The sequence below is a fragment of the Stutzerimonas sp. LR2 genome (assembly GCF_055755175.1).
The window spans coordinates 400,075-422,689 of the sequence record NZ_JBVTRR010000002.1 but is presented as its reverse complement, the minus strand read 5'-3'; the positions used below and the strand labels follow the sequence as shown (position 1 = coordinate 422,689).

Here is a 22,615-nt window from a genome sequence, read left to right as displayed (position 1 = left end):
AGACTGGGGCATGCTTCCGCCACCACCGCGAACAAGGAAGCCCCATGAGCCTAGCGCCCCGACAGCAGAACATTCTCGAACTCGTGCGCGAACGCGGCTATGTGAGCATCGACGAACTGGCCCGGCACTTCGCCGTCACCCCGCAGACCATCCGCCGCGACATCAATCAGCTGGGCGACGCCGGCCTGCTGCGGCGCTACCACGGCGGCGCGGCCTACGACTCCAGCGTGCAGAACACTGCATACAGCCAGCGCGCGCATCAGATGCGTGACGAAAAACAGCGCATCGCCACCGCCATGGCCGCACGCATCCCCGACCAGGCTTCGCTGTTCATAAATATCGGTACCACCACCGAAGCCATCGCCCGCGCCCTGCTCAACCATCGCGATCTGAAGATCATCACCAATGACCTGCATGTGGCGAGCATCCTCAGCACCAAGGAAGACTTCGACGTGCTGATCGCAGGCGGCAACGTGCGCAGCGACGGCGGCGTGGTGGGCCAGGCAACCGCAGACTTCATCAGCCAGTTCAAGGTCGATTTCGCCTTGATCGGCATCAGCGGCATCGACGAGGACGGCACCCTGCTCGACTTCGACTACCAGGAAGTCCGCGTCTCCCAGGCGATCATCCATAACGCACGCAAGGTCTTCCTCGCCGCGGACTCCAGCAAGTTCGGCCGCAGCGCCATGACCCGGCTCGGCTCCCTGGAGCAGATCGACTGCCTGTTCACCGATACCCAGCCGGACGACGTGTTCGCCGAACTGCTGGCACGGTACAAGGTGCATCTGGAGATCGCCGACTAGGTTCGGCGTCAGCCCTTCTTCGCGGCCCGGTCCGCTCCCACGAACGGAGAATCCAGGACCCGCGGTCGCCATCGTCCAGGCCGCTAACGGCGGCCGGCTAAGATTCACCCGCCCCGCCTATTGTCCGCATGCTCCGCCTGGGCGCGCGCGCGACCTGCCAATGTCAGCAGCCGGCGCCCACGCCCTAAGCGTGGAAGCCCTCTGCATCGCCCCTGCTCTGCCGCACCTGTTCGCGGACAAGTCGTTCCCTCGAGCGATGCCAAGCCGCTGGAAGCGACCGCGACCACGAGCCAGACGGAACAACCATGCCCGCGGAGCAGAAACCCGCCCTTCCTTTTATCGATTTCGAACATTTTTCACTTTCAATAATGTTCATTCATGAATAGCATGTTCAAAAACGAACATCGCATTCGTATTCGAGGAGGAACCCGTGCCCCATATTGCCCAGCCCGTCTCCGAGCTTTATGACATCGCCGTGATCGGCGGCGGTATCAATGGTGTCGGCATCGCGGCCGATGCCGCCGGCCGTGGGCTGTCGGTGTTCCTTTGCGAACGCGACGACCTGGCCAGTCATACGTCATCAGCGAGCAGCAAGCTCATTCATGGCGGGCTGCGTTATCTGGAACACTACGAATTCCGACTGGTCCGCGAGGCACTGGCCGAGCGCGAGGTGTTGCTGGCCAAGGCGCCGCATATCGTCAAACCGATGCGCTTCGTGCTGCCGCACCGCCCTCACCTGCGCCCGGCGTGGATGATCCGCGCCGGTCTGTTCCTCTATGACCATCTGGGCATGCGCAAGAAACTGCCGGCGTCGCAGGGGTTACGCTTCGGCAGCGAGAGCCCGCTCAAGCCGGCCATCACCCGCGGTTTCGAGTACTCCGACTGCTGGGTCGACGACGCACGCCTGGTGGTGCTCAACGCCATGGCGGCGCGGGAAAAAGGGGCGCATATCCATACCCGCACGCTGTGCCTGAGCGCCAAACGTGCTGGGGGCATCTGGCACGTCGAGCTGCAGCGCGAGGACGGCAGTCGCTTCTCGCTAAAGGCCAAGGCCCTGGTGAATGCCGCGGGTCCCTGGGTCGCACAGTTCATCGGCGAGAATCTGCAGCAGCGCTCGCCGTACGGCATCCGCCTGATTCAGGGCAGCCACATCATCGTGCCCAGGCTGTATGAAGGTGAGCAGGCCTACATCATGCAGAACGAAGATCGGCGTATCGTCTTCGCCATTCCTTACCTGGACCGCTACACCATGATCGGCACCACCGACCGCGAGTATCACGGCGATCCGGCCCAGGTGAGCATCACCGAGCAAGAGATCGCCTACGTGCTGGGTGTGGCCAATACGCACTTTCGCAAGCAGCTGGAACCCAGGGACATCGTGCATACCTTCGCAGGCGTTCGCCCCTTGTGCGATGACGAATCGGACAATCCGTCTGCCGTCACCCGTGACTACACCCTATCGCTGGTTGCTGAGGAAAAGCAGGCGCCGCTGCTCTCGGTATTCGGCGGCAAACTGACCACCTACCGCAAGCTCGCCGAATCGGCGATGGCTCAGCTCAAGCCATTTTTCCCCGGCATGGGCGACAGCTGGACGGCCGATGCCGCGCTGCCCGGCGGCGAAGACATGGGCACGCCCGAAGCACTGGCCGAGGCACTGGTCGCCCATGTGCAAGGGCTGGAGCTGCCCCTGGCCAAACGATGGGCCACGCTGTACGGCAATCGCGTCTGGCGGATGCTCGGCGACGCCCGCTCCCTCGACGCCCTGGGTGAAGACCTTGGCCAACAGCTCTATGCGCAGGAGGTCGAGTACCTTTGCCGGGATGAGTGGGCAATGCAGCCGGACGACATTCTCTGGCGACGCACCAAACTCGGCCTGGCCTTCAGCGAGCCGGAAAAATCCCGCCTGGCACGCTATCTGGCGGAGCGACCGGCTGCTGAGTCCACCCACAGCAGCGACGCGGCCTGAGCGCAAGAACACGGGCCTGCCTTACGCAGGCTCGTGCGGATCTGGTACTGACCGGTCGCATACGCTCGATCGAGCAGGAAACGGTTCAATCCCAAGGGCACCGTTCATCCGTACAGGCCGCGTCGGTCATCAAGCGTTCACACCCATGGCACACCGTCGAGCGACCGACCTGCTCGCGGGAGTTGCCAGATGACGACGAATACCGGCGCCCTAGCCGACCACTCCACACCCGCTACGCGCCAATGGCTGTCGTGGCTGTTGGTCATCACACTGATCTATCTGCTGCTGGCAGCCGTCGGCGCTATCGGAGATGGCTTCAAAGCGGCGGTCGGCGACAACGCCAAGGAACTGTTCGCGTTCGCCACCAACCCCTTTGTCGGCCTGATGATCGGTGTTGCAGCGACCGCACTGATCCAGAGCTCCAGCACCGTAACGTCCATCATTGTCGGGATGGTTGCCGGCGGGCTGCCCATTCCGATCGCGATCCCGTTGATCATGGGCGCCAACATCGGTACGTCCCTCACCAGCACCATTGTCAGCCTCGGCCATGTGCGCAACGGCGTCGAATTTCACCGGGCCTTCGCGGCCGCAACCGTGCATGACGCATTCAATATCACGGCGGTGGCGATCCTCCTGCCGCTGGAACTGCTGTTCCATCCGCTGGCGCAGATGTCCGAAGTTCTGGCCGGCCTGCTGGTCAGCGACAGCACAAGCGTCGACATGAAGAGCGTGAACTTCATGAAGACTCTCCTCACCCCTGCCAGCGACCTGCTGAACGCCAGCGTGGCCTGGCTGCCAAGCCAGGTCTGGTCTGGTGTCGCGCTGATCGTCATCGGGATCGGCCTGATCCTGTTCGTGGTCCAGGCCATCGGCAAGGTGCTGCGCAGGGTCATGGTCGGCCGCGCCAAAGAGATCATGCACACCAGCGTCGGGCGTGGCCCGGTTTCGGGGATCGCCTCGGGAACGATCATCACGATCCTGGTGCAATCCTCATCGACCACCACCGCGCTGATCGTGCCACTGGCAGGAACCGGTGTCTTTTCGCTCAAACAGGTCTATCCGTTCACCCTCGGCACCAACATCGGAACCTGCGTGACCGCGCTGCTGGCGGCCACCGCCATCTCCGGGCCCACCGCCGAACTGGCGATGCAGATCGCACTGGTACATCTGCTGTTCAACCTGTTCGGAATCGTCCTGATCTACGTACTACCGTTCCTGCGCGGCGTTCCGCCTGCCATCGCCACGCATCTCGCCGGTCTGGCGCAACGCAGCAAGCTGTACGTCGGGGCCTACATCGGCGGTGTGTTTTTCGGCCTGCCTCTGCTGTTGATCGGCGGCAGCCAACTCTGACCTGGTCGGGAGCCCGCACCTATGCAAAGCGAACGTCGTAGCCAGACCGAGAATCGCATCCGCGAACTGCGCGAATCGCTCAATGAGCTCGAAGCACAGCTCAAGCAGATCGATGCTCAGGAACAACAGGCCCAGCATCGGGAAATCGATCGGCTGGATGACTACATCAATGCGGTAGACACCCGCTTCCACAGCCTGCAGGTGTTCTGGAACTCACTGAAGCACTATTGGCTGAAGGCCAAGCCCTGAGCCAGGCCAAGGAGCGACAGCATGCATGTCAAAACCGGCCCGCTACTGCTGATCAGTCTTTCGCTTGGCCTGCAGCTGGCATCCACGCCAGCCGTGAGCGCTGCCGAATCCGCCGCCGAAGGGCTGCTCATCGATGGCTCCAGCACCGTTTACCCACTGACCCGCGAAGCGGTAAGCCGTTTCCAGCGCGCGCAGCCTGGGCATCCGATCGAGGTGGCGTTTTCCGGGACCAGCGCTGGTTTTCGCCGCTTCTGTACGGGGAAGACGGACATCAACGACGCCTCGCGCAGGATGAACAGCAACGAGCAGGCACTCTGCGCGCAGAACGGCATCGGCTATCGTGAAGTGCCCCTGGCCATGGACGCGATCACGGTCGTCATACACCCGAGCAATGATTGGGCGAGCGACATCACCGTCGAAGAGCTGAAGAAACTCTGGACGCCCGCAGCCGAAGGCAAGGTCAGGCACTGGAGTCACATCCGTGCCGGCTGGCCCGACCGGCCGGTGAAACTGTTCGGCCGAGGTCAGGACTCCGGCACCTACGACGTCTTCACCAAGCAGATCGTCGGCGAGGCGCATCGCAGCCGCCAGGACTATACCGCCAGCGAGAACGAAGAGCAGTTGGCCGCCGGCATCGCTGCCGAGCCGGATGCGCTCGGATTCTTCGGAATCGGCGCCTATCACCGGCACTGGGACGAGCTGAAGCTGCTTGCCATCGACAGTGGCAAGGGCCCGGTCTACCCGACGCTCAAAACCGTCAGCGAGGCGCACTACCAGCCATTGACCCGGCCGCTTTTCATCTATCTGAGCGAGCGGAGCCTGCAGGAAAAGCCGACCACACGAGCATTCGTGATGCATTACCTGCAAGGCCTGCCGACCTGGATCCACTTCACCGGTTTCATGCCGCTGCGCGCCGAGCGCTACGCGCAGAGCCTGCAAAGTCTCGAGTCGTTCAACGCAGCGCCGGCGGCGGATCCAGCGGGCACTCGGTGAGAACCCTTGAGCCGGTGCACTGCGGGTACGATCACCCACGACGTTTGACTCGCAGGGCAATTGCGGTAGGCTCGCAGCTTTTCCACAGGAGTACACACCATGGCCCGAGCCACTGCCCGCCACATCCTGGTTTCCACTGAAGCAAAGTGCAACGAGCTGAAAGCTGCCATCGAAGGCGGCGCCGACTTCGCCCAGGTCGCCAAGGAAAACTCCACGTGCCCGTCCAGCCGCCAGGGCGGCGATCTGGGTTCGTTCGGTCCGGGTCAGATGGTCAAGGAATTCGACACCGTGGTGTTCAGCGCGCCGCTGAATGTCGTGCAGGGCCCGGTGAAGACGCAGTTCGGCTATCACCTGCTGGAAGTGACCAGCCGCCAGGATTGATCCACCCCTGTCCCCGCGCGTCCATGCGCGGGGGCACTCGCACCGAGCGGTGCGCTATCCGCCGCACCTCCCCGCCTCACCTTCCTGTCACGCCTGTAGGCGGAAACGCCCCGTCAGCGTCTTGAGCCCATTCATGCTCTGCATGATGGTATTGCCAGATGCCGCGGTATCGTGCGTGACGCTCGCCGCCTGATCAGCCACCTGGGCGATGCGCGTCAGCGACTTGTTCATGTCCTCGGCGACCTGCGACTGCTCCTCGGCAGCCGTGGCGATCTGATTGGTCATGCCACGAATGGTCTGCACCGCACCGACGATCTGGCCCAGCGCATGTTGCGCCGCCTCGATCTGCGTCAGGGTGATGGTGCTGCTCTGGCGCGAGGCATCCATGGCCTGCCCGGCGCGCGAGGCCTGGCTCTGCAGGCGCTCGACCAGCACGCCGACCTCCTTGGCCGAACTCTGGGTGCGACTGGCGAGGCTGCGCACCTCGTCGGCAACTACCGCGAAACCGCGGCCCTGCTCACCGGCCCGTGCTGCCTCGATGGCTGCGTTGAGCGCCAGCAGGTTGGTCTGCTCGGCGATGCCGCTGATCACGTTGAGCACCTTGCCGATCTCGTGGCTGTCGAGCACCAGCTGCTGCATCACGTCCGCCAGGCCATCGACATGGCCACTGAGCGTGCGGATGGCGCCGACAGATTCGTTCATCACGGCGCTGCCGGCGTTGGTTTCCTGCTCGGCGACGTCAGCGGCATTGGCGGCCTCGACAGTGCTGCGTGCAACTTCCTGGGAGGTGGCGAGCATTTCATTCATGGCAGTAGCGACCTGATCGATCTCCGCCTGCTGGCCTTCCACATTGCGCGCGCTGTCCCCGGCCAGGTTCGCCATGTGCTTGCATTGCCCGTCAGCGTCATCGGCCGCCTGGCGCACGCCGCGGATCATCTCGCCAACCTGACCCAGCAGGCTGTTGTAGGCCAGGGTGATCCTGCCCATCTCGTCATCGGCATGACGCACCTGCAGCGGCGCGGAAAAATCGCCTTGGCTGACCTTCTCCAGGCGCCCGCGCAGCTCGTCGATCTGCAGCATCAGCCAGTTCATGCCGGCGATCCGTCCGAGCACCACCAGCAGCAGGATGCACAGGGTGGAACCCAGCGCGACCCACAGCTGCTGGGAGGCACTGCGATTGGCCTGCGCCGAGATCAGCGACACCACTTCGTTGGAGGCCGCGAGAATATCGTTGGAGTCGCCGGCCAGGGTCTTCAGATCGGCGCTCTGCCCTGCGGCCAGCGCCTGTACGGCGGGACGGTAGCGCTGCCAGATCTGATCGACGCGCTGCAGGTACGGCTGTGCGCTGGCCAGCTCGACGCGGACGATACCCTGGGCGCTGTCGCCGTTGAGCAGCAGCCGATGGGATTGCTCGAAGCGCTGGATGGTCTTGTCGACATCCGCCGGGCTACCGATGCCCTGCGCAGCGAGCAGCGCCTCTTTCATCATCTTCTGGCTGAGCATGCGCTGCGCGCCGGCCATGTCGATCTGGCTGGCGTCCTTGCTGGACATGAACAGCACCCCGGCGGTCAGCGCCGCGCAAAGGAAGATCAGGCTGTAGGAAAAGAAAAATTGCAGGTTGATGGTACGTAGGCCCAGCCCGCGCAGTACGGACTGGATGACGTTCGCCAAGGTGCTGGTCATGAAGGAATTCCAACTGCAGAAAAGCAGGAAAGAACGCGCCGCCGCCACTCGCTGGCGTCGCAGTTATTCCGTTTCTCGGCCGGCCAGCGAGCAACTTGATACCGTTGGTCCGCCGCCTTGAAAGCCAGGCACCACGCGGCCTGCAGGCACTTTTGCTAACGCACGGATCAACGCTTCGTATGCTGATCCAGGTCAATGGAATCGCCCGCGTTTCGCCTGTTTTTTTGGCTCGATCCCCTCGCAGCGACTATGGTCTGAGGACATCGCGGCCACCCACAGAACCGAGAGGGACTCGTCATGTTTCAGGTATCGCGCAGAGGCGAAAACCGCATCGATATCGACTTCTCCGGCAAGCTGGACAGCCAGGCCATGCGCGCCGCGCTGGACGACCTGCTATTCAAGTCCGAAGGCATCAGCCACGGCCGCATGCTCTACCGCATCGGCGACTTCGATCTGCCGACCCTGGGTGCCGTCGGCGTGGAGCTGTCACGCCTGCCCCAGCTGCTGCGCTTCATCCGCCGCTTCGACCGCTGTGCGGTGATCGCCGGCAAGGAGTGGTTGCGCAAGGCCAGCGAAATCGAGGGCGCATTGATTCCCGGACTGACCATCAAGGCCTTCGATCTGCACCAGGAAGCCGAAGCCCTCGCCTGGCTCGAACACAGCTGACCGAGCGAACCGACCTGTGGAACGAATGGCACGCCGTGGGTTGTTGTCGAACGCAGACACCAACAGCACGGAGAACGGACATGGGACTTTTCGATTCGATCAAGGCGAAGCTCGGCCTGGGCGATGTCTCCAACGAAGCGGAGCGCAAGGCCGACACGCCGCCGGCTGACGCCACCCACTCCAGCGCCGAAGGCATAACACTGAGCGAGCGGCCGTCGACCACTACCAACGCGACACTCGGGCCGGACAGGGATCTGAACCAGCCGACTGCCGCCGCCCGTGGCGTGGACGTGGTAGCGCAGCTGGAAGCGAAGGCGGCGGCACACCCCGAAGCGCTGAACTGGCGCACCTCGATCGTCGACCTGATGAAGTTGCTGGGCCTCGACAGCAGCCTGGAGTCGCGCCGGGAGCTTGCCACCGAGCTGGGCTGCCCGCCCGATCAGATGGCCGATACGGCGCAGATGAACATGTGGCTGCACCGCGCGGTGATGAAGAAGCTGGCCGAGAATGGCGGAAGCATTCCGCCGGAACTGCTGCACTGATGCGCGAAGGGCCTTCCGCTGGGAAGGCCCTTCATCGGGGGCTTATGAATTGCGGACCAGTTCGTCCGCGAGGAAATCTTCCTCCAGTAGCGCGTCGCGACCGGCTACGGCACCGTCGATCATCTGCGGCTGGGCGCCGGCGCGCTTGCTGCGCAGCTTGCCGAACTGGTGAGCGAGCGCATTGCTCAGCTTGTCGACCGCGCCGTCGATGGCCAGCTCCAACGATTCAGCCTTGTGGGTGACGGAGATGGGTTGCAGGCCCTTGGGCCGCGCCTCGATCTGGCAGCGCTTGTCATGCGCGCCGGCCTTGTCGCCGTTTTCGTCGTTGAGGTGCACGACGACACGTGTCAGCTCGTCGTCATACCGGTCCAGCTTGCCTGCGACACTGGCACTGACCCAATCAGCCAGACGGGCACTGCCTTCGATGTGGTTATCGCTATGAACCTGGATTTGCATAAGTCGTCCTTACTTCCGCTTATGAACACCACCGTTGCCGGTGGCTTGGTGATAGCTATGCCACCGTTTGGATCATTAAGCAATGCGCCAAATGTCGCCGAACCTTTCCTGGGCAATGCGACGTGATGGCGTTGCACTCAGGAAGACTGCGCAATTGCAGCCAATGCCAGCATGGGTCTGAAAATGCCGGCACGCAGCCTCGTGCGCGGAGGGGCCGCTGAGCCCTATCCAAGTGCTATCGGCCTGATCCAGGACAACAAAAACGCGCCGAACGCAGGCGTCCGGCGCGCAGTAGCAAGAGCGGTCAGGCGGCCTTCTGAAACAGCTCGCGCCCGTGGTCGAGGTGCTGGTCCACCAGCCACTTGCCGTGGGCGATGGACAACCGCTGGGCCTTGTCCAGTTCGTCCATGAACGCATGCTCGAGTGGCAGCGGCAGGCGGCGGGTGACGTGTCCGTCGGGGGCGGTGATCCGGCAGCCGCCGGCCCAGGGAGTGGAGGTGCCAGGATATTCCATCACCTCGGCGGTGATGATGTGGTCGCGGTAGGTGCATTGCATCATGGTCATGATCGTTACCTCGCTATGTGCGGGCAGCCATCGATCACGCAGGTTGGCTCGGGCCCGATGGCTGCCGGAATTCCCCCCTGTTCAGAGCGGGCCAGGCGGATAGGCCGGCCCTCGGTGCGTCACAACGGTATAGCACAGGCTGCGGACCGCGCCTGCGGCGATCGACGAACGCGCGGCTCAGGCATCCAGCGAAGGGCCGATCAGTTTGGCCAGCTGGCTGTATACCCCGGGCGCCGCCACCAGATACGGATTGCCTCGCAGCAGACCGTCGTTACGGAAGAAGTCGTTGCGCAGGCCACCCGCTTCGGCCACCAGCACCAGCCCGGCCAGGCAGTCCCAGCTCTTGAGTTCGGTCTCGTAGTAACCGATCAGGCGACCCGCAGCGACGTAGGCGGTCATCAGCGCGCCGGAGCCGTTGCGGATGAACATGCCGCCTTCGGCCAGCAGTTTCTCCAGAAACGGAATGAAATGTTCCTTGCCGCGTGGATGGAAGGTACCGGCGCCGGTCAGCCCCTCGCACACGTGGGTCGCGGTGCTGGCTCTGAGCGGCGTCTCGTTGACGTAGGCGCCCCGGCCAAGGCAACCATGGAAGAGTTCGTCGTGATTCGGATCGGCGATCGCGCCGACGTGCGGTTCGCCGTCCACCAGCAGTCCGATGGAGACGCACCAGTTGTGCAGGCCGTTGACGAAGCAGGCGGTGCCGTCGATGGGGTCGATGACCCAGACGCAGCGTGCCTTGAGACCGGCCGAGCCGCTCTCCTCGCCGAGAAAGCCGTCTTCGGGAAAACGTTCGGCGAGCCGCCCGCGAATGAAGTCCTCGATGCGCTTGTCGGCGATGCTGACCACGTCCTGGCGATCGCTGCCCTTGTGCTCCACATCCAGTGTCTCGCGCTGACGGTAATAGGTCATGCCGAGCTGCGCAGCTTCCAGCGCAAGGCTCTTGGCGCAGGCATAGCGGGCGTCGATGTCGAGGTTGCTCATGGCGGATTTCCCGGGCAAAAGCGGCATTCTAGGCGGACGTGAGGCCCAGCACGAGGAGTGGTGTGCAGCCCGACGGCTTCGGCTGGTAGCCGGCCACGAGCAACGAGGCGCGACTAATCGAAGCGCCGGCGGTCCTAACTGCGAGCCAAGGCTCACGTATCCACGCAGACAGGAGAATCCTCATGGGCTTGTTCAGTTCGATTCTGGAAAAGATCGGCATCGGCCGGGCGCACGCCGAGCCGGACAGCACCGCACCCACTACCCCGCCGGAAGCGTCCACCGGTGGTGCCGGCGCACCCACGACGCCTGCCGTGGATCAGGTAGACGTAGCCGCGAAGCTGGACGGTATGGCCAACAATCATCCGGAAAAGCTCAACTGGCGCACCTCCATCGTCGACCTGCTCAAGCTGCTGGGCCTGGACAGCAGCCTGACGGCGCGCAAGGAGCTTGCCACCGAACTCGGCTGCCCAGCGGACAAAATGGGCGATTCGGCGCAGATGAATCTGTGGCTGCACAAGGCCGTGCTGAAGCGGCTGGCCGAGAACGGCGGCAATGTGCCGGCCGATCTGCTGGATTGAGCCACAGCCCGCGCAAGCTGCGGTCGCTGCCGCAGCCTGCGTGGCGATCAATGCTCGTGCAGGCGCACGTTCAGCTCGTCCACGATGGGCGCCCATTCGGCGTCCTCGACCCATTCGTCACGCAGGAACGCGCGCTGCGACTCGTTCCAGAAGGGGGCATCGGCCAGACGGACATCCTCCGGCAACCGGCCGTGCTTGGCGATAAAGGCATCGATGCTGGCAGGATCGGATTCCAGGCCGAGCTGTTCGAACAGGGTGCCGAGGTCTTTGTTGGGCAGTTCCATGAGATTCTCCTTGGGCTTGGTCAATGGGCCGGACGGCGCGAGCGCGGTCCGTGACTTGCCTATTCAGAGACTCCGCGGCTGACTACAGTTCCGCTTCGCCCACCTGGAGCCATTCCATGGACCTACTGCTTTGCGGCAGCTTCGACAGCGAAGAACGCGACGCCTGGCTCGTCGAGCTGCAACGCGCCATGCCCGATGCCCGCTGGCACCTGCACGCCCCGACGCAGAGCGCCGGGCGCATCGTCGCCGCCGTGGTTGCCAACCCACCGCCAGGCTCCCTGCAAGGCCTGCCCGGGCTGCGCCTGATCCAGTCGCTCTGGGCCGGCGTCGATCGTCTGCTGGACGATCCCAGCCTGCCGGACGTGCCCCTGGCGCGCATGGTCGACCCGGCCATGAGCGCGGCCATGGCGGAAACCGCCTTGTGGGCAACGCTTTCGCTGCATCGCCGCTTCTTCGACTATGCGCAACAGCAGCGCGATCGCCACTGGTACCCTCTGCCGCAGCGGCGCGCCGACGAGATCGAGGTAGCCGTGCTGGGCATGGGCCAGATGGGCCGGACCTGCGCGCGGCGGCTGCTGGAAACGGGTTACCGGGTGACCGGCTGGAATCTGCACGGTGGCGCCATCGCCGGCATGGCGCTGGAGCACGGCCTGGAAGCGCTGTGGCCGCTGCTGGCACGCAGTGACATCGTGATCAACCTGCTGCCTCTCACCGCACAGACCGCCGATCTGCTGGACCGACGGTTCTTCGCCGCCATGCGCCGCGGCGCTGCTCTGGTCAACCTCGCCCGTGGCGGGCACCTGGTGGAAGCCGACCTGCTGCAGGCGCTGGACAGCGGGCAACTCGATCGTGCGGTGCTGGATGTGTTTCGCCAGGAGCCGCTGGTGACGGACCATCCGTTCTGGTGCCATCCGCGCGTGACGGTCCTGCCGCATAGCGCCGCGGCGACGGACATGCGCAGCGCCGCGTCGATCGTCGCGCAGAACCTGCAGGCCCTGCGCGACGGCCGGCCGATCAGCCATCTGGTGCAGCGCAAGCGCGGTTATTGAGCCGCGGCTTGCGCCAGCGCAGCGCCTCAGTCGTGGCTGAGCGCGCCGATGCGATGGATCGAGAGGTCCGCCCCGTTGAATTCTTCCTCCTGGCTGAGGCGAATGCCCATGGAATGCTTGAGCAGGCCGTAGACGCCGAAGCCACCAACCAGTGCCACCAGCATGCCCAGACCGCTGCCGATCACCTGGCTGATCAGGCTGACGCCGCCGAGCCCGCTCAACGCCGCCTGGCCGAAGATGCCGCAGGCGATGCCGCCCCAGATCCCGCACAGACCGTGCAGCGGCCATACACCCAGCACGTCGTCGATTTTCCAGCGGTTCTGCGTGGCGGTGAACGCCCAGACGAATAGCGCCCCGGCAATCGCGCCGGTGGCCAGCGCACCGACCGGATGCATCAGATCTGAGCCGGCGCAAACCGCCACCAGCCCGGCCAGCGGGCCGTTGTGCAGGAAGCCCGGGTCGTTGCGGCCGGCCAGCCAGGCCGCGGCGGTGCCGCCCACCATCGCCATCAGCGAGTTCACTGCTACCAGGCCACTGATGCCTTCGATGGACTGCGCACTCATGACGTTGAAGCCGAACCAGCCGACGATGAGAATCCACGAGCCCAGCGCCAGAAACGGAATATTCGACGGGGCGAAGGCCACCAGCCGGCCGTCGCGGTAGCGGCCGTTGCGACGTCCGAGCAGGATGACCGCACCAAACGCCAGCCATCCGCCCATGGCGTGCACCACCACGGAGCCGGCGAAGTCATGGAAGGGTGCACCAAACTGGTGCTCCAGCCAGGCCTGAAAACCGAAATTGCCGTTCCAGATCAGCCCTTCGAAGAACGGATAGACGAACGCCACGATCAACAGCGTCGCGCACAGCTGCGGACCGAAGCGCGCACGCTCGGCGATGCCGCCGGAGATGATTGCCGGAATCGCCGCAGCAAAGGTCAGCAGGAAGAAGAACTTCACCAGGGCATAGCCGTGGTCGGCCACCAGCTGATCGGCCGGCTGCATGAACGTCACGCCATAGGCGATCCAGTAGCCGATGAAGAAGTACGCCAGGGTCGATACGGCGAAGTCAGTGATGATCTTCGACAGGGCATTGACCTGGTTCTTCAGCCGCACGGTCCCGACTTCGAGGAAGGCGAAGCCGGCATGCATGGCCAGCACCATCACCGCGCCCATCAGGAGGAACAGGGTATTGGAGCCATGGACCAGGGTTTCCACGGCGCTGTTGAGGTTTTCCATGGGTTACTACAGCCTCAGCGGGAATACGCACCAAAACGGTAATCGCCAGAGTGCGAATGCACCGAGATGCATCACCGCGCACGCGACGACTACCGCCACCTGCAGCCGGAGCCTGCCTCGGTAGAATTGCCGAGGCACCATGAAACCTTTGTTTTCAACGGGTTATGGGAACTGCCGGGATTTCATCGTGCGCCATTGCGGGGCTTGCACGACGACTGCTGCACCAAGCCATAGCAATGCCTGTACCAAGCGCAGCGCTGAGCGCTGCCGAGACCGGCTTCAGCCTCATCGATTGACCTGGGCTCAGAGCGCCGACAGCGCGCGGTATTCGTCCTGGGCAAGCTGGTCGGTCATGCCGCTGATGAAGTCCTGCAGCATGCGGTTGCGGTAGTAGAACTCCCACAGCGGGCGATCGTCCGACGTCTCGGCATGGGGCTTGAGCGCCTCGTGATAGGCCTTGACCAGCTGATTGGGCAGCCGCCGCGCCAGCATCTGCAGATGCGGCTCGCTGCGACAGCCGCCCAGGGTTAGCGCGTCGAACACCGGCGCCGGCACGCGCAGCAACGGCGCATAGAAGTCCAGCAGTCCCTGGAGGATGCGATAGCCCTGCAGCTGCAGCGTTTCCACCTCGCGGTGGCAGAACACCTTGTCCATCGCCACATCCTTGAAGGTCTGCACGATGGCGTTGGGCAGGCTGTCGTCCTCGAGCAGGGCGCGGTCCAGCGTGCCGTGGTACACCGCTTCGATGTTGTCGATGAACTGACGGGCAGCGTGCTGCACCAGCGGGTGGATCATGTTCACCCGCAGCCAGATGAAGAACTCGCCGGCCTTGTTGATCGGCTCCTTCTGCGCCCGCTCCAGGGCGTAGCTGACCATGCTGCGGAAACTGCGCTCCGGACCGGGCACGGGCGCATCGACGTCGCCATGCAGGGCGAACTTGTCCAGCAGCAGCTGTGCCAGCTGCTCGATGCTGAAGATGCCCTTCTCCACCGAATCCTCGATGTCAGCCAGGCAGTAGGCAATGTCGTCCGCCGCCTCCATCACGTAGGCCAGCGGGTGGCGCGTGCAGGGCTCCATCTGGAGGGCCGCCTGCAAGGCACGCACGAAGGGTTCTTCGGAGAGGTAGAAGCCGGGCTTCTTCTGCAGATAGGCGCCCGGCGTGCCTTTGTCCGGTCGCGGCATGTAGGCCGGGCGGACGTATTTGAGCAGGCCGGCGGTCTGGGTGTAGGTCAGGTTCAGGCGCTGCAGCGAGACCACCAGACGAATCGCCTGAGCGTTGCCCTCGAAGAGGTTGAGGTCATCGAGCATGCGCTGGCGTAGCCCGGTGTCGCCCTGCCCTGGCGGCACGGCAGCGGCGAACAGTTCATCCAGGTGGCGCTCGAACCATTCGCCGATGGCGTATTCACCGAAATGGCCGAATGGCGGATTGCCGATGTCATGCATCAGGCAGGTCATCTCCACCAGGCTCTCCAGTGCCGTCTCCAGCCCATCCAGGCCGAACGCCGCGGCACGGCTGCCAAGCTGCTTGTAGAGCGTACGGACGATGAAGCGGCCGGTCTGCTGCACCTCCAGCGAGTGGGTCAGGCGGCTGCGCACTGCGGCATTGCGCTCCAGCGGAAAGACCTGCGTCTTCTGCTGCAGGCGGCGCACCGCCGCGGAATTGATGATGCGCCCGCGATCGCTTTCCAACTGGTCGATGACCGCGCCCAGATTGCCCTCGCTGGCGCGCAGGCCGGGCTCGGCCTTGCCGTAAGGACGCTGACGGGAAATCTTGTGCTTGAAGTTCACGGGCTCGGACATGCATCGTTCTCATGGCGCGACAAACAGCCCCGGAGCCTAACGCGAGCGTTCCGGGTTTACCATCGCCGCCCACCTGCCAGCCAGAACATCGCGACGGAGACCAGCCGTGAGTCGTGCCGACTTCCACCACCGCAACGCCGAACGAGCCAGCGCCGAAGCCCAACGTCTGATCGAACAGCGCGCCATTCTGGGCGCTCGCTGGCTGGACTGGGTCGCCGGCGAGCTGTATCGCCTGAGCCCGCCGGAATACGCCTCGATGGTTCGTCGTGAACTCGAACGTCTGGCCCAACCTTGAGCGATAAAATGGCTGCGTCCTGGACCGTTAGCGGTCCACTGCTGTGCCATGCGTTCACCCCGCTGCCGGGCAGCCGCAAGGCGACCGCGATGGACAAGCAACCGGCAGACGGCCCGCTCTGGCTGGGCCGGGATGGCCTGCAGGGCGACCGGGTCGCCGAGCGGCGTTTTCATGGCGGACCGGACCGTGCCCTGTGCCATTACCCGACGCAACATTACCTCTATTGGGCGCAGCGCTTTGCGCCGCTGCGCACGCAGCTGGGGCTCGGCGCCTTCGGCGAGAATCTGGGTGGCGAAGGGCTGAACGAAGCGCAGCTGTGCATCGGTGATCGCCTGCGCTGGGGCGATGCGCTGATCGAGGTGAGTCAGCCGCGCTCGCCCTGCGTGCGCCTGGACACCCGACACGGCATGCGCGGTCTGGCGCGAGAGCTGTCAGCGAGTGGCCGCACCGGCTGGCTTTATCGGACCCTGGAGCCAGGCCACGTGCGCCCTGGCGACACGCTGCAACTGCTGGAGCGCCCGCACCCGGACATAAGCGTCGCCTACTTGTGGCGCTGCTTTCTCGATCCGAACCAGCCGCGAGACAGCCTGCTGCAACTTGCCGAGCTGCAGCCTCTGGCCATGCACTATCGGGCGATCTTTCGCCAGCGTTACGACGTGCTCCGCGGCCAGCGGGACCAGCACAGCCTGTTCGACTGATACCTAGGGTCTGTCCCGTTTCGTACGCGGCCGCGCGGGAGTCGTTTGGCGCAGCGACGCGCCTTGCAACGAAACGGGAACAGTCCTAAGCAACGCAACGCGTGCATTGCGGCCCAGCAATGCCATACTGCAGCAGTCACGGAAGACGGCAGGCCGGAAACAGGCATCGCTCCTGCAGCGACAGTCAGGCCTTCGCCCATCAGGACATGTCCAGCCAGCAATCAGAGGTGAACACCATGAGCAAGGGAATGGACGCAAAGAAGAACAGCAAGAAGAAGCCGATGAAAACGGCACAGGAAAAACGTATGGCCAAGCGCGACAAGAAGAGCGGTTCCACCACACTGCTCGGCACCCACGCCGCCACCCATTGAGCCTGATCGCCACAACGCCCGGCTGATGCCGGGCGTTTTCAGACGCGCGCCAGGCGCAACCGGCCGAACAGCCAGCCTCCCCAGACATTGACCGCCAGCCCGATCATCACCAGCAGCGCACCGGCCAGCTGCAACAGGGCCAACCGCTCGCCCAGCAAGATACTGGCCGAGGTCAGCCCCACCACCGGCACCAAGAGCGAAAACGGCGCCACCTGGCTGGCCGGATAGCGCGACAGCAGCCGACTCCACAGGCCATAACCGAGAATGGTCGCGCCGAAGGCCAGGTACACCAGGACCAGAATCGTCTGCCAGCCGATACCACGCAGCGCCGCTTCGATCACGCCCGGGCCTTCCAGCCATAACGACAGCGCGAGAAACGGCAACGGCGGCACCAGGCTGCCCCACACCACCAGCCCGACCAGATTCACCTTGCCGACCTTGCGCGTGACGATATTGCCCAGCGCCCACATCGAGGCGGCACAGATCGTCAGAAGAAATCCGCCAAGGGTCATGCCCAGCCCACTCTGCGCGCCGATCAGTGCGAGGCCGCAGGCCGCGATCAACAGGCCCAGCAGGTTGGCCGCGCGCAAGCGCTCGCCGAGAAACAGCGCAGCGAAGAACAGCGTGAAGAACGCCTGGGACTGCAGCACCAGCGACGCCAGGCCTGCGGGCATACCGTGCTTCATGGCGGTGAAGAGAAAGGCGAACTGGCCCAGCGAGATGGTCAGCCCGTAGGCCAGCATCCAGCGCAGCGGCACCTGTGGCCGTCTGATGAAGAATACCGCCGGTACCGCCGCCAGCATGAATCGCAGGGCACCGAGCAACATGGGCGGGACGTCGTGCAGGCCGACCATGATGACCACGAAGTTCATTCCCCAGACGACGATGACTACCAGTGCGAGCAGCAGGTCCCGAGGCGACATGACGACGCACCCTGTTACGAAAACATCCATTAGAGCGGCGCGATGACTGTACCGCTCCATACAGTGAGCAGCGAATTGGCCGGCACAGTCCGGCTTGGCCGTCGATCGGTCCAAGCTCATCCTCGCCCAGCACCGGCGACGAAACCCGCGGTGACGCTATAGAATTCGCGCCTGGTTCCCTCACATCAGACGAGTACGAGCATGGGCGCACAGTGGAAAGCGAAGCATAAGGAAGCGGCGGCGAACGCCAAGGGCAGGATCTTCGGCAAGCTGTCGAAGGAAATCATGATCGCGGCCCGCAGCGGTGCCGACCCGGACATGAACGCACGCCTGCGTCTGGTGGTCGAGCAGGCCAAGAAGGCTTCTATGCCCAAGGACACCCTGGAGCGCGCCATCAAGAAAGGCGCGGGCCTGACCGGCGAGGTGGTGAACTACGAGCGCACCCTCTACGAAGGCTTCGCTCCGCATCAGGTGCCGCTGATCGTCGAATGCCTGACCGACAACGTGAACCGCACCGTTGCCGAGATCCGCGTGCTGTTTCGCAAGGGCCAGCTGGGCTCTTCCGGGTCGGTGAGCTGGGATTTCGACCATGTCGGCATGATCGAAGCCGCACCCGCAGGCGACGCCGACCCGGAAATGGCCGCCATCGAGGCTGGTGCTCAGGATTTCGAGGCTGCCGACGATGGCGCCACGCTGTTCATTACCGAGCCGACCGACCTCGATGCCGTGTGCAAGGCCTTGCCGGAATTCGGCTTCACCGTGCAATCGGCGCAGCTGGGCTATCGACCCAAGAACCCGGTCAGTCTGTCCGGTGCCGAGCTGGAAGAGGTCGAAGCCTTCCTCGAGGCCATCGACGCCCATGACGACGTGCAGAACGTCTATGTCGGCTTGGCGGGCTGATGGCCCATCGTCTTTACTAGGCCCTGGTGGCGTTCGGTTCGCGGCCACGCCGTGACCGGATGTCACCGACAACCCAAGCAACCGGCGAGTACTCATCATGAGCAGCAACAAACCCACCACGCCCTACAGCCAGCGCGAGCAGGGCTATCGGGAAAAGGCACTGAAGATGTATCCCTGGGTCTGCGGGCGGTGCGCTCGGGAGTTTTCCGGCAAGCGCCTGAGCGAGCTGACGGTCCATCACAAGGACCACAATCACGACAACAACCCCGAAGACGGCTCCAACTGGGAGCTGCTGTGCCTCTATTGTCACGACAACGAGCATTCCCGCTATACCGACAACCAGTACCAGGCCGAAGCCCGGCCCGGCAGTGATCTGGGCCCGAAGGAAACCTTCAAGGCCTTCGCCAACCTGGCCGACCTGCTCAAGGGCAAGCAGGGCTGATCGGCCAGGCCGGATGCCTCCTTCTATTTGACCAGCAGAACCGGAACCGACACCTCGTGGATCACCCGGCTCGCCACCGAGCCCAGCACCAGTCCGGTGAAGCTGCCCAGGCCGCGAGTGCCCATCACGACCGTGTCACAGCCCAGCCGCTTGACCGCATCGTTGATCTGTTCGGCCACGTTGCCCAGCTGGGTGTGGGTCTCGCAGGTCAGCCCAGCGGCCTGCAGCATCGCCGCCGCCTCGTCGAGCACACTGCGGGACTTGGCCATCAGGCTGTTGTTGAGCTCGTCGATCATCGCCGAGGTGACGTACTCGCCATAGATGATCGGCTCGTGTTGAACATTGACCACGTGGACCTGCAGCGCCATCCCGGTGTCCCGGGCCAGATCGACGACATACTGCAGGGCGCGCTTGGAGTTGTCCGAACCATCGTATGCAACCAGAAGCCTGCGCATTTCCTGTCTCCGCTGTTGGGTAGGCTTTCAGCTTAGACCAGCTGCCGCGGCGTTGTGGCCACTGCTTGCACTTGTCTTGATCTGGCACAAGCGCGCATCATCCCGCGCCCCGTTTCCAAGCCAGAGGCGCACTATGAATCCCGATCAACGTCCCGTTTTCGGCGTCGGTGACGCCTCGTTCCAGGCAGCCGGTGGCGAAGCCGGCCTGCAGCGGCTGGTGGCCGATTTCTATCGGGTGATGGACGAAGCGCCCGAGGCCGCGAACGTCCGCGCGATGTACCCAGCGGACGTCAGCGAAGCCGCCGATCGACTGGCCAGCTTTCTGTGCGGCTGGTTGGGTGGACCGAAACGCTACGCCGAGAAATATGGCGCCATCAGCATCCCGCAATTTCATACCCGCTGGCCGGTCGGCGAAGCCGAACGCGATGCCTGGCTGTTCTGTATGGAGCAGGCGCTCGCCAGGCAACCCTACAGCCCGGACTTTTCCGAGTACCTGCTACGCCAGCTGCGCGTGCCGGCCGAGCGTATCCGCCAAGTGCAGGCCGCCTGCCCTGCCCGCCCAGGTCAGAACTGAACGCAGTGGCCGAGGCGGTCGGCCCGACGCAAACAACCGAAGGCATGCCCTTGCACAGGGCGGCCAGCGCCTCGCCTGATCATCCTGGCTTGCGTTTCAACCGCCGTTCGCATCGATGATCGCGTCGCGCCTGCGCGGCGAAATCCGCCACGCAGGAGAACCGAGCCCTTCCCCTTGCGTCATACAAGCATGGCTATACCGACGCGACATCCATTCGCTGCGCAACCGGAGCTGGCTCGCTCGATGAAAATCCGCTTTGCGTCCATCAATCAGCAGAAGATCCGCGAGGTTCGCGAGATCCTCGAGCCCAGTGGAATCGAGGTGAAGCCCTTTCCGATCCGCATCGAAGAGCTGCGTACCGAGGACCTTTACCAGCTGGTCAGCGACAAGCTGCTGGTGGCGTTCAAGATGATCGGCAAGCCGGTGTTCGTCGAGCATACCGGGCTGTTCATCAACAGCCTCAACGGCTTTCCCGGCGGTCTGACCCAGATATTCTGGGACCGCCTGCAGGCCGAGCGCTTTTCCGAGCTGATCGGAAGGCTCGACGACCCCGCAGCCGAAGCGCGAACCCTGATCGGCTACTGCGATGGGCGCAAGCGACATTTCTTCGAAGGCGTGGTGCCGGGTCGCATCTCGCCGTCGCCGGCCGGCCATGGCGGCTTCGAGTGGGACGACGTGTTCATTCCCGAAGGCCAGAACCAGACGTTCGCGCAGCTGGGCACGCAGAAGAACGGCCTGTCCATGCGCCGTCGCGCGCTGGATGCCTTCGTCACCTTTCTGCGGGAGTCCTGACGCATCATGGACCAGCTGCGCGACGCCTACCGCAACAATCGACTGATCCTCTTCGTTGGCTCCGGGGTGTCGGCCAACATCGGCCTGCCGCCTTGGAAAGAGCTGATCGACGAGATCGCCGTGCAGCTGGACTATGACCCGGAGGTCTTCAACACCTACGGCAATTTCCTCGCCCTGGCTGAGTACTACCGGATCAAGAAAGGCAGCATCGGCCCACTACGCAGCTGGATGGACCGCGAGTGGCACCGCAACATCGAGATCCGCGACTCCGAGATCCACCGGCTCATCGTTCATGGCCGTTTTCCGGCGATCTACACCACCAACTACGACCGCTGGCTGGAATATGCCCATGACGCCTACGCGGTGGACTACATCAAGATCGCCAATGCCAGCGACCTCACCAAGGCGCGTGATGGCGTCCGGCAGATCGTCAAGTTTCATGGCGATTTCGATGACGACGCCTCGATCGTGCTCGACGAGACCAGCTATTACCAACGGCTGCAATTCGAGACGCCATTGGATATCAAATTACGCGCCGACACGTTGAGCAAGGCCGTCCTGTTTATCGGCTACAGCCTGTCGGACACCAATATCCGATTGCTTTTCCACAAGCTGTCGAAGATATGGAATGAACACGAAACACTGGGCGTGCGCCCTATTTCATATGTGTTCTCGCACAAGCCGAATCCGGTTCAAGAGGAGGTGTTGCGCCAATGGGGAATTCGCATGATTGCATCCGAGGACGATGAGCCCGGCATTGCACTCAGGAATTTCCTGCGGCAACTGGTGGAAGCCTGATAGAAAAATACGCGACAGGAAGTAAAAAAGTTGCGCGACGCCAACGAGGCGCCGCGCATGCTTCGATCAGTAATTGAAGCCAATACCGATGCTGTAGAGGAATACGCCGTCATCATATCGGTCCTGCGCATCACTGCCGCTCTTGAACAGGAATTGATATTCCGCCATTGCAGTAATGAACGTCTTGTCCTGAACCCAGTATTTGAATCCGATCTCCGGGCCGGCCATGAAGGTCTCATCGACGCGATCACCGTAGACACCGCCGATGCTGGCACCGATGAAAGGCCGCGCCTTGCCGTTACCGAAGTGGTAGTCATAGAACACGCGAGTCGAGCCATCGAACTTGACGCTCTCACCCTCGGTATCCCGCGCATTGACAGTCTGCCGGACGCCCCACAAGGACGATTCGCTCAAATACTGCCCCCAACTTCCCTGTACGGAAAACACAGTATCGTCAAAGTCCTTGTCGCTGCTTCCTGCACCACCGAGTGTGATTTCCTTGTCACCGGCCATCGGCGCCGCACCGGCAATAGCCGGGAGCATTGCGGCAACCATTAAGGAAGTTTTGAAAAGTCGATTCATGACGGCACCTCTGTTTATGCTTGTTTGAAATACGCAATAAGCACTGCGTAGTGGTGAGACAAGCAGCTAATTCCAATGGTTGCCCAAAGAATCGACGAATGACCTACTTTTCATCAAAAACTAGAGAAAAATGCGTTAATACGATGATTCTTATCATTTTATGTATACATACGATATTGTTTCGCCAGTACGCGCTACCGCCAA

28 protein-coding genes are annotated in these 22,615 nt (G+C 63.4%); 18 read left to right on the top strand and 10 right to left on the bottom strand.

The features are described from left to right. The first annotated feature begins 44 nt into the window (after window positions 1–44). The 6 genes from ACVRRC_RS08465 to ACVRRC_RS08440 all read left to right on the top strand — a co-directional run bounded on the left by ACVRRC_RS08465 (window position 45) and on the right by ACVRRC_RS08440 (window position 5,742). Window positions 45–803 (top strand): DeoR family transcriptional regulator, encoded by a 759-nt coding sequence (locus tag ACVRRC_RS08465; protein ID WP_013982384.1) that lies wholly within the window; start codon window positions 45–47, stop codon window positions 801–803. 430 nt (window positions 804–1,233) lie between these two features. After that, window positions 1,234–2,769, top strand: a complete 1,536-nt coding sequence (gene glpD / locus ACVRRC_RS08460; RefSeq protein WP_125459722.1) for a glycerol-3-phosphate dehydrogenase — start codon at window positions 1,234–1,236, stop codon at window positions 2,767–2,769. 189 nt (window positions 2,770–2,958) lie between these two features. Continuing rightward, a complete protein-coding gene (locus ACVRRC_RS08455) occupies window positions 2,959–4,119 on the top strand; it encodes a Na/Pi symporter (protein WP_472996851.1) in 1,161 nt (386 codons plus the stop codon). Window positions 4,120–4,140: 21 nt separating this feature from the next. Continuing rightward, window positions 4,141–4,368 carry a hypothetical protein gene (locus tag ACVRRC_RS08450; protein ID WP_472996850.1) on the top strand — a complete coding sequence of 76 codons (228 nt, stop codon included), beginning with the start codon at window positions 4,141–4,143 and terminating at the stop codon, window positions 4,366–4,368. A gap of 21 nt (window positions 4,369–4,389) precedes the next feature. Continuing rightward, window positions 4,390–5,361: a PstS family phosphate ABC transporter substrate-binding protein gene (locus tag ACVRRC_RS08445; RefSeq protein WP_472996849.1), complete on the top strand. Its 972-nt coding sequence runs from the start codon at window positions 4,390–4,392 to the stop codon at window positions 5,359–5,361. Window positions 5,362–5,460: 99 nt separating this feature from the next. Beyond that, window positions 5,461–5,742 carry a peptidylprolyl isomerase gene (locus ACVRRC_RS08440; RefSeq protein ID WP_011912760.1) on the top strand — a complete coding sequence of 94 codons (282 nt, stop codon included), beginning with the start codon at window positions 5,461–5,463 and terminating at the stop codon, window positions 5,740–5,742. An 87-nt stretch (window positions 5,743–5,829) separates the two neighbouring features. On the opposite strand, the gene ACVRRC_RS08435 is transcribed toward ACVRRC_RS08440, so the two are convergent. Next, window positions 5,830–7,425, bottom strand: coding sequence for a methyl-accepting chemotaxis protein (locus tag ACVRRC_RS08435; RefSeq protein ID WP_048328821.1), 1,596 nt, complete (start codon window positions 7,423–7,425; stop codon window positions 5,830–5,832). 297 nt (window positions 7,426–7,722) lie between these two features. Between ACVRRC_RS08435 and ACVRRC_RS08430 the strand changes: the two genes are divergently transcribed. Continuing rightward, window positions 7,723–8,091: a SpoIIAA family protein gene (locus tag ACVRRC_RS08430; RefSeq protein ID WP_472996848.1), complete on the top strand. Its 369-nt coding sequence runs from the start codon at window positions 7,723–7,725 to the stop codon at window positions 8,089–8,091. 80 nt (window positions 8,092–8,171) lie between these two features. Further along, window positions 8,172–8,633 (top strand): DUF3597 domain-containing protein, encoded by a 462-nt coding sequence (locus ACVRRC_RS08425; protein ID WP_017245769.1) that lies wholly within the window; start codon window positions 8,172–8,174, stop codon window positions 8,631–8,633. A 42-nt stretch (window positions 8,634–8,675) separates the two neighbouring features. On the opposite strand, the gene ACVRRC_RS08420 is transcribed toward ACVRRC_RS08425, so the two are convergent. The 3 genes from ACVRRC_RS08420 to ACVRRC_RS08410 form a co-directional block, all read right to left on the bottom strand. Beyond that, complete coding sequence (locus tag ACVRRC_RS08420; protein ID WP_011912757.1) at window positions 8,676–9,089, bottom strand: HPF/RaiA family ribosome-associated protein; 414 nt, start codon at window positions 9,087–9,089, stop codon at window positions 8,676–8,678. A 304-nt stretch (window positions 9,090–9,393) separates the two neighbouring features. After that, the gene (locus tag ACVRRC_RS08415) at window positions 9,394–9,654 is read right to left on the bottom strand and encodes a hypothetical protein (protein WP_013982374.1); all 261 of its coding nucleotides are present in this window, start codon (window positions 9,652–9,654) and stop codon (window positions 9,394–9,396) included. A gap of 177 nt (window positions 9,655–9,831) precedes the next feature. Then, complete coding sequence (locus ACVRRC_RS08410) at window positions 9,832–10,635, bottom strand: inositol monophosphatase family protein (protein WP_013982373.1); 804 nt, start codon at window positions 10,633–10,635, stop codon at window positions 9,832–9,834. Between the two features lie 182 nt (window positions 10,636–10,817). Here ACVRRC_RS08410 and ACVRRC_RS08405 point away from each other — a divergent pair, with 182 nt between their 5' ends. Then, a complete protein-coding gene (locus ACVRRC_RS08405) occupies window positions 10,818–11,213 on the top strand; it encodes a DUF3597 domain-containing protein (RefSeq protein ID WP_013982372.1) in 396 nt (131 codons plus the stop codon). A 47-nt stretch (window positions 11,214–11,260) separates the two neighbouring features. Here ACVRRC_RS08405 and ACVRRC_RS08400 read toward each other — a convergent pair whose 3' ends face one another. Continuing rightward, window positions 11,261–11,497 carry a DUF2789 domain-containing protein gene (locus tag ACVRRC_RS08400; RefSeq protein WP_011912753.1) on the bottom strand — a complete coding sequence of 79 codons (237 nt, stop codon included), beginning with the start codon at window positions 11,495–11,497 and terminating at the stop codon, window positions 11,261–11,263. A 116-nt stretch (window positions 11,498–11,613) separates the two neighbouring features. Here ACVRRC_RS08400 and ACVRRC_RS08395 point away from each other — a divergent pair, with 116 nt between their 5' ends. Next, window positions 11,614–12,546, top strand: a complete 933-nt coding sequence (locus ACVRRC_RS08395) for a 2-hydroxyacid dehydrogenase (protein WP_472996847.1) — start codon at window positions 11,614–11,616, stop codon at window positions 12,544–12,546. Between the two features lie 26 nt (window positions 12,547–12,572). Here the strand turns inward: ACVRRC_RS08395 and ACVRRC_RS08390 are convergent, their stop codons facing one another. Next, complete coding sequence (locus ACVRRC_RS08390) at window positions 12,573–13,781, bottom strand: ammonium transporter (protein ID WP_192476205.1); 1,209 nt, start codon at window positions 13,779–13,781, stop codon at window positions 12,573–12,575. Between the two features lie 303 nt (window positions 13,782–14,084). Then, complete coding sequence (dgt, locus tag ACVRRC_RS08385; protein ID WP_125856555.1) at window positions 14,085–15,581, bottom strand: dGTPase; 1,497 nt, start codon at window positions 15,579–15,581, stop codon at window positions 14,085–14,087. A gap of 106 nt (window positions 15,582–15,687) precedes the next feature. Here dgt and ACVRRC_RS08380 point away from each other — a divergent pair, with 106 nt between their 5' ends. The 3 genes from ACVRRC_RS08380 to ACVRRC_RS08370 all read left to right on the top strand — a co-directional run bounded on the left by ACVRRC_RS08380 (window position 15,688) and on the right by ACVRRC_RS08370 (window position 16,945). Further along, window positions 15,688–15,876 carry a hypothetical protein gene (locus ACVRRC_RS08380; protein WP_013982368.1) on the top strand — a complete coding sequence of 63 codons (189 nt, stop codon included), beginning with the start codon at window positions 15,688–15,690 and terminating at the stop codon, window positions 15,874–15,876. 8 nt (window positions 15,877–15,884) lie between these two features. Next, the gene (locus tag ACVRRC_RS08375; RefSeq protein WP_019407111.1) at window positions 15,885–16,574 is read left to right on the top strand and encodes an MOSC domain-containing protein; all 690 of its coding nucleotides are present in this window, start codon (window positions 15,885–15,887) and stop codon (window positions 16,572–16,574) included. Between the two features lie 236 nt (window positions 16,575–16,810). After that, entirely contained in the window at window positions 16,811–16,945 is a 135-nt protein-coding gene (locus tag ACVRRC_RS08370; RefSeq protein WP_013982366.1) for a hypothetical protein, read from the top strand. A gap of 38 nt (window positions 16,946–16,983) precedes the next feature. Here the strand turns inward: ACVRRC_RS08370 and ACVRRC_RS08365 are convergent, their stop codons facing one another. Beyond that, complete coding sequence (locus ACVRRC_RS08365) at window positions 16,984–17,868, bottom strand: EamA family transporter (protein WP_045631934.1); 885 nt, start codon at window positions 17,866–17,868, stop codon at window positions 16,984–16,986. A 201-nt stretch (window positions 17,869–18,069) separates the two neighbouring features. On the opposite strand from ACVRRC_RS08365, the gene ACVRRC_RS08360 reads away from it, so the two are divergent. Together ACVRRC_RS08360 and ACVRRC_RS08355 are read left to right on the top strand one after the other, a co-directional pair. Next, entirely contained in the window at window positions 18,070–18,768 is a 699-nt protein-coding gene (locus ACVRRC_RS08360; RefSeq protein ID WP_472996846.1) for a YebC/PmpR family DNA-binding transcriptional regulator, read from the top strand. Between the two features lie 97 nt (window positions 18,769–18,865). Next, window positions 18,866–19,210, top strand: coding sequence for a YajD family HNH nuclease (locus ACVRRC_RS08355; RefSeq protein ID WP_011912744.1), 345 nt, complete (start codon window positions 18,866–18,868; stop codon window positions 19,208–19,210). A 23-nt stretch (window positions 19,211–19,233) separates the two neighbouring features. On the opposite strand, the gene ACVRRC_RS08350 is transcribed toward ACVRRC_RS08355, so the two are convergent. Next, entirely contained in the window at window positions 19,234–19,665 is a 432-nt protein-coding gene (locus tag ACVRRC_RS08350) for a universal stress protein (RefSeq protein WP_270066659.1), read from the bottom strand. 133 nt (window positions 19,666–19,798) lie between these two features. Between ACVRRC_RS08350 and ACVRRC_RS08345 the strand changes: the two genes are divergently transcribed. From ACVRRC_RS08345 to ACVRRC_RS08335, 3 genes are all read left to right on the top strand, one after another. Further along, window positions 19,799–20,239, top strand: coding sequence for a group II truncated hemoglobin (locus ACVRRC_RS08345; protein WP_048328815.1), 441 nt, complete (start codon window positions 19,799–19,801; stop codon window positions 20,237–20,239). Window positions 20,240–20,482: 243 nt separating this feature from the next. Then, a complete protein-coding gene (locus ACVRRC_RS08340) occupies window positions 20,483–21,031 on the top strand; it encodes a non-canonical purine NTP pyrophosphatase (protein WP_013982362.1) in 549 nt (182 codons plus the stop codon). A 6-nt stretch (window positions 21,032–21,037) separates the two neighbouring features. After that, complete coding sequence (locus ACVRRC_RS08335; protein WP_125885700.1) at window positions 21,038–21,829, top strand: SIR2 family protein; 792 nt, start codon at window positions 21,038–21,040, stop codon at window positions 21,827–21,829. Window positions 21,830–21,895: 66 nt separating this feature from the next. Here ACVRRC_RS08335 and ACVRRC_RS08330 read toward each other — a convergent pair whose 3' ends face one another. Beyond that, window positions 21,896–22,411: a hypothetical protein gene (locus tag ACVRRC_RS08330; protein ID WP_026012584.1), complete on the bottom strand. Its 516-nt coding sequence runs from the start codon at window positions 22,409–22,411 to the stop codon at window positions 21,896–21,898. Window positions 22,412–22,615: the final 204 nt, after the last annotated feature.